Origin of the sequence: Butyrivibrio sp. AE3003, from assembly GCF_000686065.1 — a bacterium.
GTDB classification, from domain to species: Bacteria; Bacillota; Clostridia; order Lachnospirales; family Lachnospiraceae; genus Butyrivibrio; species Butyrivibrio hungatei_A.
On sequence record NZ_JMLX01000001.1, the window covers coordinates 698,366 to 711,904 of the forward strand.

Consider the following 13,539-nt stretch of genomic DNA (forward strand, 5'->3'; position numbering starts at 1 on the left):
GAGAGGGATGCTATGACTAAGGACAAAACTGTGGGTAAAACGAGCGTAAATGTTGAGAGCTCCAAATATTATACAAACAGAGAACTTAGCTGGATTCAGTTTAACGAAAGGGTTCTTTGCGAAGCCGAGGATGAGTCGAATCCGCTTCTTGAGAGAGTTAAGTTTCTGAGTATCTCTGCGAGCAATCTGGATGAGTTTTTTATGGTCCGCGTTGCGTCTTTGAAGGACATGATAAACGCGGAGTACAAAAAGCCGGATATCGCCGGAATGACTGCAACAAAGCAGCTTCATGAGGTGCTCAAAAAGCTACATGATTTTACTGAGAATCAGTATGCGGTTTATAATGATTGTCTTTTGCCCCTTCTTGAAGAGAACGGGTTTAATATCTGCGATATCAGTGAGCTTGGGGGAAAAGAGCTTGCTTATGCGGAGAGGTATTTTGATGAGGTTGTATTTCCGGTTCTTACGCCGATGGCGGTAGATTCATCGAGGCCGTTCCCGCTTATAAGGAACAAGACTCTTAATATCGGAGCGCTCCTTAAAAAGAAAGAGGGTAAGGACGACGTTGATTTTGCTACCGTTCAGGTGCCTGACGTTCTTCCGAGGCTTTTTCACATTCCGGGAAACGAAGAGAATAAATTCGGAAAGTATATCTTCCTTGAAAATCTCATAATGCACAACGTAGATAAGCTCTATCTTAACTACGATGTCATTGCGAGTGCGCCTTACAGGGTTGAACGAAACGCCGATCTTTCAATTGATGAAGATGAGGCAGAAGATCTTCTTAAAGAGATCGAGAAGCAGATAAAAAAGCGCCAGTGGGGACAGGCTATAAGACTTGAGGTTTCTACGGGAATGGATGAGAAACTCTTAAAGCTTATCGCTGAAGAACTTGACGTTGATGATAATGAGATATTTAAGGTGAACGGACCGCTAGATCTAACTTTTTTGATGAAGCTCTATAAGGTGGAAGGGTTCGATCATCTGAAGGAACACGGATACAGACCGCCCAGCGCTGTGCCTGAATTCATCGGGGAAAAAGATATTTTCAGTGCAATAAGTAAGGGCGATATACTGATGCATCATCCTTATCAGACATTTGAGAATGTCGTTAAGTTTGTCGAAGAGGCAGCAGTCGATCCCGGAGTTCTTGCCATTAAGCAGACTCTTTACAGAGTAAGCGGTAACTCGCCTATTATCGCGGCGCTTGCAAAGGCAGCAGACAACGGCAAGCAGGTTACCGTGCTTGTAGAGCTCAAGGCAAGGTTTGATGAAGAGAATAACATTGTATGGGCAAAGATGCTTGAGAAAGCGGGATGCCACGTTATATACGGTCTTGTCGGTCTTAAGACGCACTGTAAGATAACGCTTGTAGTCAGAAAGGAAGAGGACGGTATAAAGAGATACGTCCATCTTGCGACCGGAAACTATAACGATTCGACGGCAAAACAATATACAGATATAGGTCTTTTCACCTGTGCACCTGCATTTGGTGAGGATGCGACCGCTGTGTTTAATATGCTCTCGGGATATTCGGAGCCGCTTGGATGGAACAAGCTCTCTCTTGCACCTTTGTGGCTTAAGGACAGGATCATAGATCTTATCAGAAGGGAAAAAGAGCATGCTCTTAAGAATGAACCTGCAAGGATTGTTGCTAAGATGAACGCGATATGCCACAAGGATGTCATCGCGGAGCTTTATCTTGCGAGCTGTGCGGGAGTTAAGATAGACCTTATAGTAAGGGGCATATGCTGCCTTAAGACGGGAATAAAGGGCGTTTCGGAGAATATTACAGTCAGGTCCATAGTTGGTAATTTCCTTGAGCACAGCAGGATATTCTGTTTTGAGAACGGAGGCAGCAGGGAAATCTACGCAAGCAGCGCGGACTGGATGCCGAGAAACCTTGAGAGGCGTGTGGAGATTCTTTTCCCTATTGAGAATGAAGAACTCAAGAAAAAAGCATGGCACATACTTGAACTTGAACTTCGTGACACCGAGAAGGCACACATAATGAATGACAAGGGAGAGTACGAAAAACCTGCTATTTCTGAGGATGTACCGAGAATAAACTCACAGAAGATCCTGTGTGATGAGGCGTATGGAGAAGCGAAAACCCTCAACAACAGGAATACGAGAATCTTTATTCCCGAGACAAATCCTAATATGAAATGATATAAAACTTAATAAAAAGTGAAAAATGTACTATTGTAAAGGAGCAGCACGAGGTAATAAGATGAGATATATACTGGCATCGGGGTCACCCAGACGCAAAGAGCTTTTGAGAAAGGTGATCGAAGACTACGAGATTCTTATACCGGAAGGTGAGGAGATCGCCGACTCAAAGGAGCCCGATAAAATCGTCATGGAGCTTTCGTTCCGAAAAGCTTCAGAGATTTTTCATAAAATTTTTACGGAAGACGTGGTTGTAATAGGCGCTGACACAGTCGTATCATATAATCAGAAAGTGCTCGGTAAACCTGCCGATAAAGATGATGCGAAGAGGATGATCGGGGAGCTTTCGGGCAACACACATCAGGTATACACAGGGGTGACTTTATTTTTCAGAAAAGACGGAAAAGAAGATCACGTATCATTCTGCGAAGAAACTAATGTGGATGTCGTGAAAATGACTGATGAAGAGATTAACGCTTATGTTAAAACTAACGAACCTGACGACAAAGCGGGAGCCTATGGGGTTCAAGGCTTGTTTGCACGTTATATCAGCGGTATTAAGGGTGATTATTACAATGTCGTAGGTTTGCCTGTGGCAAGACTCTACACAGAGATGAAAAGGAAAGATTTGTTGTAATTGGAGGTTTTTTTATGCATGAGTATGATGAAGCAGTATTGAGATGTTTTTTGGAGAATCAGGGACAGCTTTTTCCTGAGGACGTAGCAGAGAACATGGAAGAAGCGGAAGCTTTTTTGGAGGATTCGATGGCAGTTGTTGTCGACAGTCCTGATGAAGTCGAAGAGTATTTTGAGGAGTCGGGCGTTGACACTGAAGGTAGTAATGTACTTGAAGCTAATGAAGTTTTTGATATAGGTGACGGAAGATATTTGATCGTTGAAGCATAAGGAGTAAGGAGTATTAAGTGAAGAGATCTGACAGAAAGATTTTTTTCTTTGACCTAGACGGCACTCTTCTTACAACTAAAAAAGATATTTCACCAAGGACGATGGATGCCCTGAAGAAGTTCACGGATGCCGGTAATTATTTTTGTATAAACACCGGCAGGGCGATAGATAGCGCAAAAGCTGTCTATCGCGGACTGGGACTTAACTTTCAGGGTTCTTTTTTGTGTGGTTGTAACGGAACTGAGATATACAGTGTCGATGAGGAAAAATACGTTTATAAGACGGGTGTTCCGCTTGATCTGGTGCCCGTTATCATGGATATGGCAAAAAAGTTTGATATTCACTGCCATACCTACAATGATACGCATATAGTGACTTCCATGAATGACGAGTGTATGGACTATTACAGGAGGGTTATCAAAACGCCGCTTCTTATCACGGATGATGTGGTAAAAGAACTGCCATCTCCTCCGCCTAAGATGATAGCGATTGAGCTTCACGATAAGGTGAAGCAGGAGAATTTCCGTAAGGCACTCGATGAGGTTGTGGGCGATAAACTCACTCTTTTGTACTCAAGTCCGTATTATCTTGAGATATTCCCTAAGGAAGCGGGCAAGGGAAATGCGGTAAAGAGGCTTGCGGATATACTTGGCGTTCCTATCGAGAATACCTATGCTGCGGGAGATGAAGAAAATGATATTTCGATGCTCGAGGCAGCAGGTGTCGGCGTAGCCATGCTGAATGGAAAGGATGCGGTCAAAAAAGTCAGCGATGTTGTTACGACTTACGATAACGACCACGATGGACTTGCTGATATAATCCTGGGCGCGATATGATAAATTATAAATATATTTATTGGAAGCAATTGAGATTGAAATATCTCGGTTGCTTTTTTTGGATTTGCAAAAAAGTTATTTAGTGCCGCACATTTTCGTGTGATATCCGTTAATCATTATGAAGGGGGCAAAACTGAATCCATGGACTTAGAAAAAGCTTATGACAAGATATACCGGTATACGTACTTTAAACTTAATGATCAAGCTGTTGCGGAAGATATAGTGCAGGAAACGTTTCTTCGCTTTATGGAACAAAGAGGAAGATTTAGTGATTATGAAATGCGATATTTATATACCATAGCCAGAAATCTTTGTATTGACGAATTTAGAAGGGTTAAACCTGAACCATTGCCTGATGACTATGAACAGAGGAACTTTTATTCGGGGAAATCCACGGAAGATATAGTGATGGTTCGTGAAGCGTTATCACATCTATCTGTTGAAGATCAGGAATTATTACTATTAAGGCATGTGAACAAAGAATCGGTTGTAACTATCAGTAATGCGCTTGGAATATCCAGATTTGCGCTTTATAGACGGTTGAAGGCAGCTGAGAATGAACTTCGCATGAGATTGGAGGTGGAGAAAAATGAAGGATGATATGGAAAAACTTTTAAGTGACGCTTTTTATGCGCCGGAGCCAAAGAATAAACAGGCATTTCTTAAGAACATACGACCAAGAGAAATAAGCACATTTGAAATGATCCTTCAGCAGTTTTATTATATCAGATTTTCCGTTTGGCTATATGTACTGGGATTGATCGTGGTCGTGGTTACGGGGGCGTTATTACAATTTGAGGCTATAAGAATTCTTTTTACCATTATGATGTCTTTTACTGCGGTAATTACGGTTCTGGAGACAAGAAGATCAAAAAAATTCGGAATGTCGGAATTGGAAATGGCAACGAGATATTCATTAAAAAGTGTGGTTATTGCAAGAATGTTGATCGTTGGAATGGTTTCACTTGCTGTTTTATTCATCTCGTCACCGATTATGGCAATTTCTTTTCAGGAGGATGTAATAATCACGACAATGCGAACAATGATTCCATATCTTGTTACATTGTTCGTCAGTCTGAGATTTGAGCGAAGTGTACTTGGAAGATCGACAGAATATGGTTCTTTGGTTATAGGATTTGCTGTTTCAGCAGCTATGATCTTTTTTCACACTAATTGCAGGGAAATTATCATTGGATACATTGAAATGGTAGAAAAGTGGGGCGTGTTTATAGTGGTATTACTTATTGCATTAACTGTGTCTGAGCAATGTAAGACCGTGAAAAATGTGGAGGAGTTTGCATGAACTTATCAGTAGACAGATTATCTAAACAATACAAAAACAAAATTGCAGTGGATCGGATATCTTTTAATCTTACGGATGGTGTGACCGGCTTATTGGGGGCAAACGGAGCGGGAAAGACGACGCTTATGCGTATGATGTCGGGAATATTAAATCCGACAAGCGGATCCGTGACAGCTGATGGAATCCCTGTTCAGACAGAAGAATACCGTGCTCTTTTGGGCTATTTACCTCAGGATTTTGGATATTACCCTGAATTTACTGCAAGAGAATTTGTGCAATATATAGCGGCACTAAAAGGAATTGAGAAGAAAAAAGCTAAAAAGAAAACGGAAGAATTACTGGAGACGGTAGGTCTTTCTGATGTTGCAAATAAAAAGATCAAGACTTTTTCCGGAGGTATGAAACAAAGAGTCGGTATCGCACAGGCTCTTGTAAACGATCCTAAAATTCTGATTTTGGATGAACCGACGGCCGGACTCGACCCTAAGGAGCGCGTTCGTTTTCGAAATCTGATCGCTGAGATCGGTAAAACAAGCATAGTCTTATTTTCAACGCATATTGTGTCTGATATTGAGCACATCGCAGGTAATTTACTTATGATTCGTGACGGACAATTGATTTATGAAGGAAAGTGGGACAATCAAAAAGGTGATCTTGAACAATTCTATATGGAGGAGTTTGGCTGACATGAATAATCTCGGAACGCTTTATAGATTTGAAATTAAAAAAATCCTGAAGAATCGAGTAACTCAGGTAATGTTGGTAATCTTATGTATAATTACCATACTGGAGGCAATAGTGCCGGGTCTGTCTGTGACACGCGACAAGCGCGATGCGCGCATGGAACTGAACGGAAGAATCATTGACGATACATTGCTGAATGAAATGTATCAAAATATAGATGATAATGGACATTCGTCAACCCCGAATAATGAAAAGTATTTTGGGATATGTTGCTTGGAACAGACTTCGATACCGGGGCCTGATAATGTTCTTGCTGATTACACGGCAGATGATATGTATAGGGCTCGAGAAGAACAAATTTTGGGATATATGGATGATATAGAGCTGAGCGATCAAATTATTACCCACTGGAAAGAAATAATGAAAAAAACAGAAAAGCCTTTTAAATATATTTATTCGTGCGGAAGTCTTTTCTTATCACAGGGACTTGGCGTAATGATGTTGATAATCATGCTTTTGTCTGCATTATGTCTTACTACGGTATTTACAATCGAGTACAGGCAGCGTACGGATCAGATTGTGCTAAGTAGCAGGAACGGTCGAAAAGAGACATATCTTGTTAAATTATGTGCGGGTCTGTCGGTTATTATCGCAAGTACCGTTTTTGCAACCGGACTACTTACAGTGCTTATATTTGTAATATACGGAAGTTCGGGATTTGATTCTATTGTTCAGTTATCGTCGATATTTTCAGCATATCCTCTTTCAATGGGGCAGTTCATTATTATTCAAATGGTAATAATGATCACGGTGGTAATAATGTATGCTGTGTTTGCAATGGTAGTTTCAATATTTACCAAAAACAGTCTTGCCGTTATGGGGATGATGTTTGGTGCATATCTGTTTGGAGAGCTTGATGTTTTATCGGATAAGGCAGGAAATATATCTTTTCTGAGAGCTTTAATGCCGTCATATGTGATCAGTACGCGTTCTCTTTCGGAATACAGGATGCTGAATATCGGAGGTAAACTGTTTACGATATATGTTGCTTCACCGATACTATATCTGCTAATATCAATCATATTAACTGTTATCGGTAGTATGGTTTATGAAAGAGGTCAGGTAAACGGCCGCTGATACCTGCAAGATATAGGAGAAATCATGAGAGCAATCGATCTACATACACATTCAACATATTCGGACGGAACTTTTTCTGTAAAAGAGCTGATTGACAGGGCACATGAAAAGGGGCTTGCTGCGATAGCGCTGACAGATCATGACACGGTGGACGGTGTTGATGAAGCTATAGAGTATGCTGCTTCGAAATATCCGGATTTGGAAGTTATTCCGGGCGTTGAGCTTTCAACTGAGGGCGAAGGTCGAGAAGTGCATATTGTTGGATTGTATATTGACAATCATTATGATGAGTTCGTAAACGGGCTGAAAGATTTTATAGATTCAAGAACTGTCAGAAATAAGAAGATGTGTAAGAAGCTCACTGAAGAAGCTGGGATTCCCATTTCGTATGAGGAGCTTACAAAGGAGTTTCCTGATACCGTGATAACAAGGGCGCATTACGCCAAGTTCATGGTGGACAGGGGATACGTAAACAGCAGAGCGGAGGTCTTTGACAGATATATAGGAGACCATTGCCCGTACTATGTCGGAAGAGAGAAGATAACTCCCGAAGATGCCATAAGGAGCATACTTAAGGCTAAGGGAGTTCCTGTTTTTGCCCATCCTATCTTGTGCAGATTCGGCGACGACAGACTGGATGCGTTTGTGGGAAAACTTAAAGAGGCGGGACTTGTCGGCATAGAAGCTATTTATTCCACATATGAATTAAGAGATGAGAGACAGATAAAAGAGCTTGCGAAGAAATACGATCTTCTTATCAGCGGAGGATCTGACTTTCATGGTGCAAATAAACCTGATATCGATCTTGGAACAGGCTGCGGAAAGCTGTTTGTTCCTGAGGATCTGCTTATACCTATAAAGGCTGCAAGAGGTTGACATTGCGGCCTTTTTTGTGCTTTAATGGACTAAATTGCGAAAGTTAAGGGGGCTTTTTTTATGAGCGAAAATACAAAGATACCTTATAAAATTTATCTTAGCGAGGACGAGATTCCCAAACAGTGGTATAACGTCAGAGCGGATATGAAGAATAAACCGGCGCCGCTTCTTAATCCGGCGACAATGAAGCCGATGAGCTTTGACGATCTTCGTCCTGTTTTTTGCGATGAACTTATTAAGCAGGAACTTGATGACACAACTGCTTATATAGATATTCCGGATGAAATCCGAAACTTTTACAAGATGTACAGACCCGCTCCTTTGGTAAGAGCATATTGTCTTGAGAAGGCGCTCGGAACTCCGGCTAAGATCTACTACAAATTTGAAGGCAATAATACGAGCGGAAGTCACAAGCTTAATTCTGCAATTGTTCAGGCTTATTATGCCAAGAAGCAAGGACTTAAGGGCGTTACAACCGAGACCGGTGCAGGTCAGTGGGGAACGGCTCTTTCAATGGCATCTGCATATCTTGGAATTGATTGTAAAGTATATATGGTTAAGGTTTCATATGAGCAGAAGCCTTTCAGACGCGAAGTTATGCGTACATACGGAGCAAGTGTAACACCTTCTCCTTCAATGGATACAGAGATTGGAAGAAAAATCAACGCAGAACATCCCGGAACAACAGGTTCACTTGGCTGTGCTATTTCCGAGGCCGTAGAAGTTGCTACAAAGACTGAAGGTTACAGATATGTACTTGGAAGCGTACTCAATCAGGTACTTCTTCACCAGACTGTAATAGGTCTTGAAGCAAAGGCTGCGCTTGATAAGTATGGAATAACTCCCGATATCATCATCGGATGCGCAGGCGGCGGTTCAAACCTCGGCGGACTTATTTCTCCTTTCATGGGCGAGAAACTCCGCGGTGAAAAAGATTATCAGATCATTGCTATCGAGCCTGCAAGCTGTCCGAGCCTTACAAGAGGTAAATTTGCATATGACTTCTGCGATACGGGAATGGTATGTCCTCTTGCAAAGATGTACACACTTGGAAGTAACTTCATTCCTTCTGCAAACCATGCGGGTGGACTTAGATATCACGGCATGAGCCCTATTTTGTCACAGCTCTATCACGATGGTTATATGGAAGCAAGATCCGTTGAGCAGACAGCTGTATTCGAGGCAGCAGAGCAGTTTGCAAGAGTTGAGGGAATTCTTCCCGCTCCCGAGAGCAGCCATGCTATCAGAGCTGCCATTGATGAAGCTCTTAAGTGCAAGGAGACCGGTGAGGAAAAGACAATTCTCTTTGGCCTTACAGGAACCGGCTATTTTGATATGGTTGCTTATCAGAAATTCAATGACGGTGAGATGTCAGATTACATCCCTACAGACGAAGAACTTGAGAAGAGCTTTGCAACACTTCCAAAGGTAAATATTTAAAAAAGTAAATGCTTAAAATTGAGGCAAAAGTGATTTAGGATGATAAGTCACTTTTGCCTTTTTTGTTTATAATAAGAACTATGATTACTATAAGGAGGGGTCTGATGGCGGCGTATAATGACAAAAAATACAGAAATGTTTTTAGTGAGATCGGAAAAAGCGATGCTGAGATCGAAAAGAAGATCAAGGATGCGGTAGATACCTTTTTCTACGGATCGGAAGAAGAGAGAATCTTTCATCCTGTAGGGGATGATATGGGATATCTCGAGGATACGGGCAATCACGACGCAAGGACTGAAGGTATGTCCTATGGCATGATGATGTGCGTTCAGCTTGATATGAAGGAAGAATTCGACCGCATTTGGAAGTGGTCAAAGACCTATATGTGGATGAATGAAGGCGAGAACGAGGGCTATTTTGCATGGAGCTGTAACGTTGACGGTTCCAAAAATTCAAACGGTCCTGCGCCTGACGGAGAAGAGTTCTATGCGATGGCTCTTTTCTTTGCTTCTCACAGATGGGGCGACGGAGAAGGAATCTTTAATTATTCAGCAGAGGCAAAAGAGATTCTCAGGGCCTGCGTTCACAAGGGCGAGAACGGCAGAGCCGGTGCTCCTATGTGGAACAGGGACAATCATCTTGTGCTTTTTGTTCCCGGACACCCTTTCTCAGATCCTTCTTATCATTTGCCTCATTTTTATGAGCTTTTCGCAGAGTGGGCTTATGAAGAAGATAAGGAGTTCTGGCAGACTGCAGCCAAGGAGAGTAGAAAGTATCTTGTAAAGACCTGCCATCCTGTTACAGGACTTAATCCCGAGTATGGAAATTTCGACGGATCTCCTGTAAACGATCCCATGCCTTGGGACGGAAGTATTCACGGAAGATTCTTTAGCGATGCGTACAGAACAGCTGCAAATATTGGACTTGATGCGGAGTGGTTTGGCAAAGATGAAGGTCAGATCTCTGTTCCTCTTAAGATGATGAAGTTCTTCGGAACAGATATTGAGGCAATGAGATGCGTATATGAAATTGACGGAACAAGCCTTGAACTTCCCGTTCTTCATCCTGTAGGACTTCTTGCAACAATGGCCCAGAGCGCACTTTCTGTTCCTTACAGCAAGGAAAGCGGAAGCGATTTCGAGATCGCATCAAAGTGGGTTGAATGGTTCTGGAACCAGCCGCTCAGACAGGGAAAGAGAAGATACTATGATAACTGTCTGTATCTCTTTGCACTTCTTGCTCTTTCGGGAAATTACAGAATCTGGTAATTGAATCGGAATTAAAACTTTAAATAAATGAGTGCTGCAATCTTTAAGTAATTGTTTTTGCTTACCGATTGCGGCATTTTTTATATCATAGCAATCACTCAATCTGAGAATGAAAAAAACTAGGAATTTACACAAAAAACACTTGATTAATTGGAGAGGAAATTGCTCGCAAGCAACTTTTTGTTTCCAATATGGGATATTATTTGATTTGAAGCAACAGTTGGCTATCTGATTTGTGCTATTATATAAGGAGTGTTGTTAAGTCCGATGGAATGTGGCTTTGAGTTCATATGTGTGCTGCTGATGCAGGTGTGCTGTGGGGGGAACATTATATATATGGAGGTAGTATGGAAAAAAAGAAGATTTTAGGCATTGCTTTGATGATAGTTTTTTTGCGTATTGATGTGGGGAATATTCTTTATGCTTGGGATTAAAACAATCGGTGCTGTACTTGCTCCGATTGTCATTTGTCTGGTATGTTGGGGAGCAGGAATAGGTTATGAAAAGCTACTTGAAAAAACAGGTGAAAGTAAGAAGGCTGTTGTAACAATAGCTTTGCTTGCTTTTCTGGGCATTCTTTCAGTATTGTTCCTTTCCGAAGGAAAAGATATAGCCGGAAAGATAGTCAGCTTCTTATTCCCAAGCGTGCTTGGTGGAATGATATTTGCCGGAGGATGTCTTGGAGCCAAGTGCAAGAAGGACTTCAGTGAGAAGCTTGGCATGTTTAAAGGGATTGCAGCAGGCACCGGAGTGCTATTTCTCTTGCTTTATGTATTTGCGGTATTTAACCAGCATGTAATCGGGACACTTAATGATGTACTGCAGATGATAGTCTTTGGAGTAATCTTTTTTGCTGCAAGCTTTTGGGAGAAAACATCCGAATCCAAGAGCGATGATGAGGAAGAGAAAGCAGAGGAAGTAGCGGTAGAGGCTGTGGTAGACAGTGCAGAAGAAGCGGTAGTAGAGGCTGTGACAGATAATGCTGAGGAAATAGCTGTAAATACTGTAGTAGGTAATGTGGCAGAGAATGAGGCAAATTAAGTATGAATATTTAATCCAAAGGAGGATATAATAAATGGTTAAACATGTGATTTTATGGACACTTAAGGATGAGCTTTCTGCTGAGGAGAAGGTTTCTGTGAAGCAGGGAATTAAGGAAGGACTCGAAGCATTAAAGGGCAAGGTACCCGGAATTGTTGAGATTAAGGTCAACATCAATGGACTTGCATCTTCAAACGCAGACCTTATGCTTGATTCAACATTTGAGAATGAGGATGCGCTTAAGAACTACGCAACTCATCCTGAGCATGTTGCAGTTGCCGATACCAAGGTAAGACCTTACACGAAGATCAGAAGCTGCCTTGATTATGAGGTATGATATAAGTAATAGGGCATATAAAGGTTGATTGTGCTTTTCTTTTTATATGCTTTTGAACTTGATGGCGTTAGGGGTAGCATATAATAGTATGACGAGAAAATTATCTTATATGCTTTTTCGCTCGGTTTAATGAGTGAAATGCATATAAGAATGATTGCCTAATGTTGAATTATATGTTTTTCAATCCTAAACGAGGCGCAAAATGCATATAAATAATTATTGGAAGCATGTTGTTATATGTTTTTTTGCGCCGATAAGAGGCCATGTCATTTTGTGCTTTCTTCACTTTGATTAAGAGCTTCTAAGTAGCCGGCTGTTATTATGTTCAAAATTGCAGAGTAAGAACATGTGATAGATGTACGAGATAGGATAGTAAATAATGAATAAAAAGTTAACTTTTTGCAGTAAAAATTCCATGCATGTGATATGATACATAGCGTAATATTGTTTTTAAGGAGAAAATTGCTATGAAAAAGAAATTTTTAACATTATGCGCTATCGTATCTATTAGCGCTATGTCTATTGCTTGTGGGGATACAGCTACTGAGGGTGAAACAGCTGCTGCTGAGCTATCAGGTGTAGAAACTGATATTGATTTTGATGATGAGGCAGATGCTGCGGAAGCAGAAGTGTCTGAAGAAGCGGATGATGCTGCATCTACCGATGGTAGTGGCGAAGAAGGAAAGTATTCTGTATTTACAGATGCCAGCGATGCTGAGGTAGAGGCATATGCACAGAAGGTTGTAGATGCAGTTCTTGCAAAAGACTGGGATTCTGTTGGCGATATGATTTCTTATCCTATCGGTTCTAAAGAGGATAACAACCTTTGCAATAATAAGGAAGAGTTTGTGGAATATGCCAAGAATACGGGCTTTGATGACAGCTATTTCAAATCACTTTCAGCATGGAAAGTTTCAGATTTATGGGGCAACTGGCAGGGTGGTTGTATTGATGATGGAAATATCTGGTTTAGTGGTGTAAATGATGAAGGATTCAAGATTCTTACATTGTTTGATTTACGCATGGGTGATGCTACAATAACAGATTAAATTTAAAGGGCTAAGCACAAATAATCAGTGCTTAGCCCTGTTTTTTCTATCAAAGTTTTATCAAAGGTTTGCTTTGATCTTAGCGATAATCTCGTCGTACTCAGCATCAGTAAGGAACTTCTCCTGAGGATTCATCGCGAATACGCCGCCCCATTCATAACCATCCTTGTACTTGGGTACGAGATGCATGTGAAGGTGGCAGAGAGTATCACTGTAAGCGCCGTAGTTAACCTTATCGGGATTAAATGCAGCGTGGATAGCTTTAGCTGCGCGATTAACATCTGCAAAGAAAGCATTTCTTTCTTCATCAGAAATGTCTACCATTTCATGTACGTGATCCTTGTATGCAACGATGCATCTTCCGAGATGGCTCTGCTCCTTGAAGAGAACCAGCTGGCTTACACCGAGGTCACAGATTTTGATTCCGAATTTTGCGAGGGCTTCTCCGCCTGCGCAATAAGGACAATTGTTGTCTTTCATAGTGCTTATT

Annotated in this window: 14 protein-coding genes and 1 pseudogene; 14 read left to right on the forward strand and 1 reads right to left on the reverse strand. The window is 41.4% G+C overall.

Annotated elements, in window-relative coordinates:
* Positions 1–12: 12 nt before the first annotated feature.
* From CD00_RS0103400 to CD00_RS0103470, 14 genes and pseudogenes are all read left to right on the forward strand, one after another.
* The gene (locus CD00_RS0103400; RefSeq protein ID WP_051199072.1) at positions 13–2,172 is read left to right on the forward strand and encodes an RNA degradosome polyphosphate kinase; all 2,160 of its coding nucleotides are present in this window, start codon (positions 13–15) and stop codon (positions 2,170–2,172) included.
* Positions 2,173–2,233: 61 nt separating this feature from the next.
* Entirely contained in the window at positions 2,234–2,809 is a 576-nt protein-coding gene (locus tag CD00_RS0103405) for a Maf family protein (RefSeq protein WP_026654641.1), read from the forward strand.
* Positions 2,810–2,823: 14 nt separating this feature from the next.
* A complete protein-coding gene (locus CD00_RS0103410) occupies positions 2,824–3,078 on the forward strand; it encodes a hypothetical protein (protein WP_026654642.1) in 255 nt (84 codons plus the stop codon).
* Between the two features lie 17 nt (positions 3,079–3,095).
* Positions 3,096–3,914: a Cof-type HAD-IIB family hydrolase gene (locus tag CD00_RS0103415; RefSeq protein ID WP_026654643.1), complete on the forward strand. Its 819-nt coding sequence runs from the start codon at positions 3,096–3,098 to the stop codon at positions 3,912–3,914.
* 141 nt (positions 3,915–4,055) lie between these two features.
* The gene (locus tag CD00_RS17085) at positions 4,056–4,514 is read left to right on the forward strand and encodes an RNA polymerase sigma factor (protein ID WP_034461950.1); all 459 of its coding nucleotides are present in this window, start codon (positions 4,056–4,058) and stop codon (positions 4,512–4,514) included.
* Positions 4,504–5,217 carry a hypothetical protein gene (locus CD00_RS0103425; RefSeq protein ID WP_026654644.1) on the forward strand — a complete coding sequence of 238 codons (714 nt, stop codon included), beginning with the start codon at positions 4,504–4,506 and terminating at the stop codon, positions 5,215–5,217. The genes CD00_RS17085 and CD00_RS0103425 overlap by 11 nt, the downstream gene beginning before the upstream one ends.
* Positions 5,214–5,846 (forward strand): annotated as a pseudogene (locus CD00_RS0103430) (ABC transporter ATP-binding protein); the annotation flags it as partial. The gene CD00_RS0103425 and the pseudogene CD00_RS0103430, both read left to right, overlap by 4 nt.
* Before the next feature lie 58 nt (positions 5,847–5,904).
* Complete coding sequence (locus CD00_RS0103435) at positions 5,905–7,038, forward strand: ABC transporter permease subunit (RefSeq protein ID WP_026654647.1); 1,134 nt, start codon at positions 5,905–5,907, stop codon at positions 7,036–7,038.
* A gap of 24 nt (positions 7,039–7,062) precedes the next feature.
* A complete protein-coding gene (locus CD00_RS0103440; RefSeq protein WP_185750384.1) occupies positions 7,063–7,914 on the forward strand; it encodes a PHP domain-containing protein in 852 nt (283 codons plus the stop codon).
* A gap of 60 nt (positions 7,915–7,974) precedes the next feature.
* On the forward strand, positions 7,975–9,354 hold the full coding sequence (locus CD00_RS0103445) for a TrpB-like pyridoxal phosphate-dependent enzyme (RefSeq protein WP_026654649.1): 1,380 nt from the start codon (positions 7,975–7,977) through the stop codon (positions 9,352–9,354).
* Between the two features lie 104 nt (positions 9,355–9,458).
* On the forward strand, positions 9,459–10,622 hold the full coding sequence (locus CD00_RS0103450) for a glycosyl hydrolase family 8 (protein WP_026654650.1): 1,164 nt from the start codon (positions 9,459–9,461) through the stop codon (positions 10,620–10,622).
* Between the two features lie 420 nt (positions 10,623–11,042).
* Positions 11,043–11,663: a hypothetical protein gene (locus CD00_RS0103460; protein WP_026654651.1), complete on the forward strand. Its 621-nt coding sequence runs from the start codon at positions 11,043–11,045 to the stop codon at positions 11,661–11,663.
* A 34-nt stretch (positions 11,664–11,697) separates the two neighbouring features.
* Positions 11,698–12,000, forward strand: a complete 303-nt coding sequence (locus CD00_RS0103465; protein WP_026654653.1) for a Dabb family protein — start codon at positions 11,698–11,700, stop codon at positions 11,998–12,000.
* A gap of 467 nt (positions 12,001–12,467) precedes the next feature.
* Positions 12,468–13,049: a hypothetical protein gene (locus CD00_RS0103470; protein WP_026654654.1), complete on the forward strand. Its 582-nt coding sequence runs from the start codon at positions 12,468–12,470 to the stop codon at positions 13,047–13,049.
* Between the two features lie 60 nt (positions 13,050–13,109).
* On the opposite strand, the gene CD00_RS0103475 is transcribed toward CD00_RS0103470, so the two are convergent.
* Positions 13,110–13,529, reverse strand: coding sequence for an HIT family protein (locus tag CD00_RS0103475; RefSeq protein WP_026654655.1), 420 nt, complete (start codon positions 13,527–13,529; stop codon positions 13,110–13,112).
* Positions 13,530–13,539 lie beyond the last annotated feature (10 nt).

What these genes read in the sequence shown, in the direction of transcription:
- CD00_RS0103400 (WP_051199072.1), top strand. Translation starts at nt 13, where the DNA reads ATGACTAAGGACAAAACTGTGGGTAAAACGAGCGTAAATGTTGAGAGC.
- CD00_RS0103405 (WP_026654641.1), top strand. Translation starts at nt 2,234, where the DNA reads ATGAGATATATACTGGCATCGGGGTCACCCAGACGCAAAGAGCTTTTG.
- CD00_RS0103410 (WP_026654642.1), top strand. Translation starts at nt 2,824, where the DNA reads ATGCATGAGTATGATGAAGCAGTATTGAGATGTTTTTTGGAGAATCAG.
- CD00_RS17085 (WP_034461950.1), top strand. Translation starts at nt 4,056, where the DNA reads ATGGACTTAGAAAAAGCTTATGACAAGATATACCGGTATACGTACTTT.
- CD00_RS0103425 (WP_026654644.1), top strand. Translation starts at nt 4,504, where the DNA reads ATGAAGGATGATATGGAAAAACTTTTAAGTGACGCTTTTTATGCGCCG.
- CD00_RS0103435 (WP_026654647.1), top strand. Translation starts at nt 5,905, where the DNA reads ATGAATAATCTCGGAACGCTTTATAGATTTGAAATTAAAAAAATCCTG.
- CD00_RS0103440 (WP_185750384.1), top strand. Translation starts at nt 7,063, where the DNA reads ATGAGAGCAATCGATCTACATACACATTCAACATATTCGGACGGAACT.
- CD00_RS0103445 (WP_026654649.1), top strand. Translation starts at nt 7,975, where the DNA reads ATGAGCGAAAATACAAAGATACCTTATAAAATTTATCTTAGCGAGGAC.
- CD00_RS0103450 (WP_026654650.1), top strand. Translation starts at nt 9,459, where the DNA reads ATGGCGGCGTATAATGACAAAAAATACAGAAATGTTTTTAGTGAGATC.
- CD00_RS0103460 (WP_026654651.1), top strand. Translation starts at nt 11,043, where the DNA reads ATGCTTGGGATTAAAACAATCGGTGCTGTACTTGCTCCGATTGTCATT.
- CD00_RS0103465 (WP_026654653.1), top strand. Translation starts at nt 11,698, where the DNA reads ATGGTTAAACATGTGATTTTATGGACACTTAAGGATGAGCTTTCTGCT.
- CD00_RS0103470 (WP_026654654.1), top strand. Translation starts at nt 12,468, where the DNA reads ATGAAAAAGAAATTTTTAACATTATGCGCTATCGTATCTATTAGCGCT.
- CD00_RS0103475 (WP_026654655.1), bottom strand. Translation starts at nt 13,529, where the DNA reads ATGAAAGACAACAATTGTCCTTATTGCGCAGGCGGAGAAGCCCTCGCA.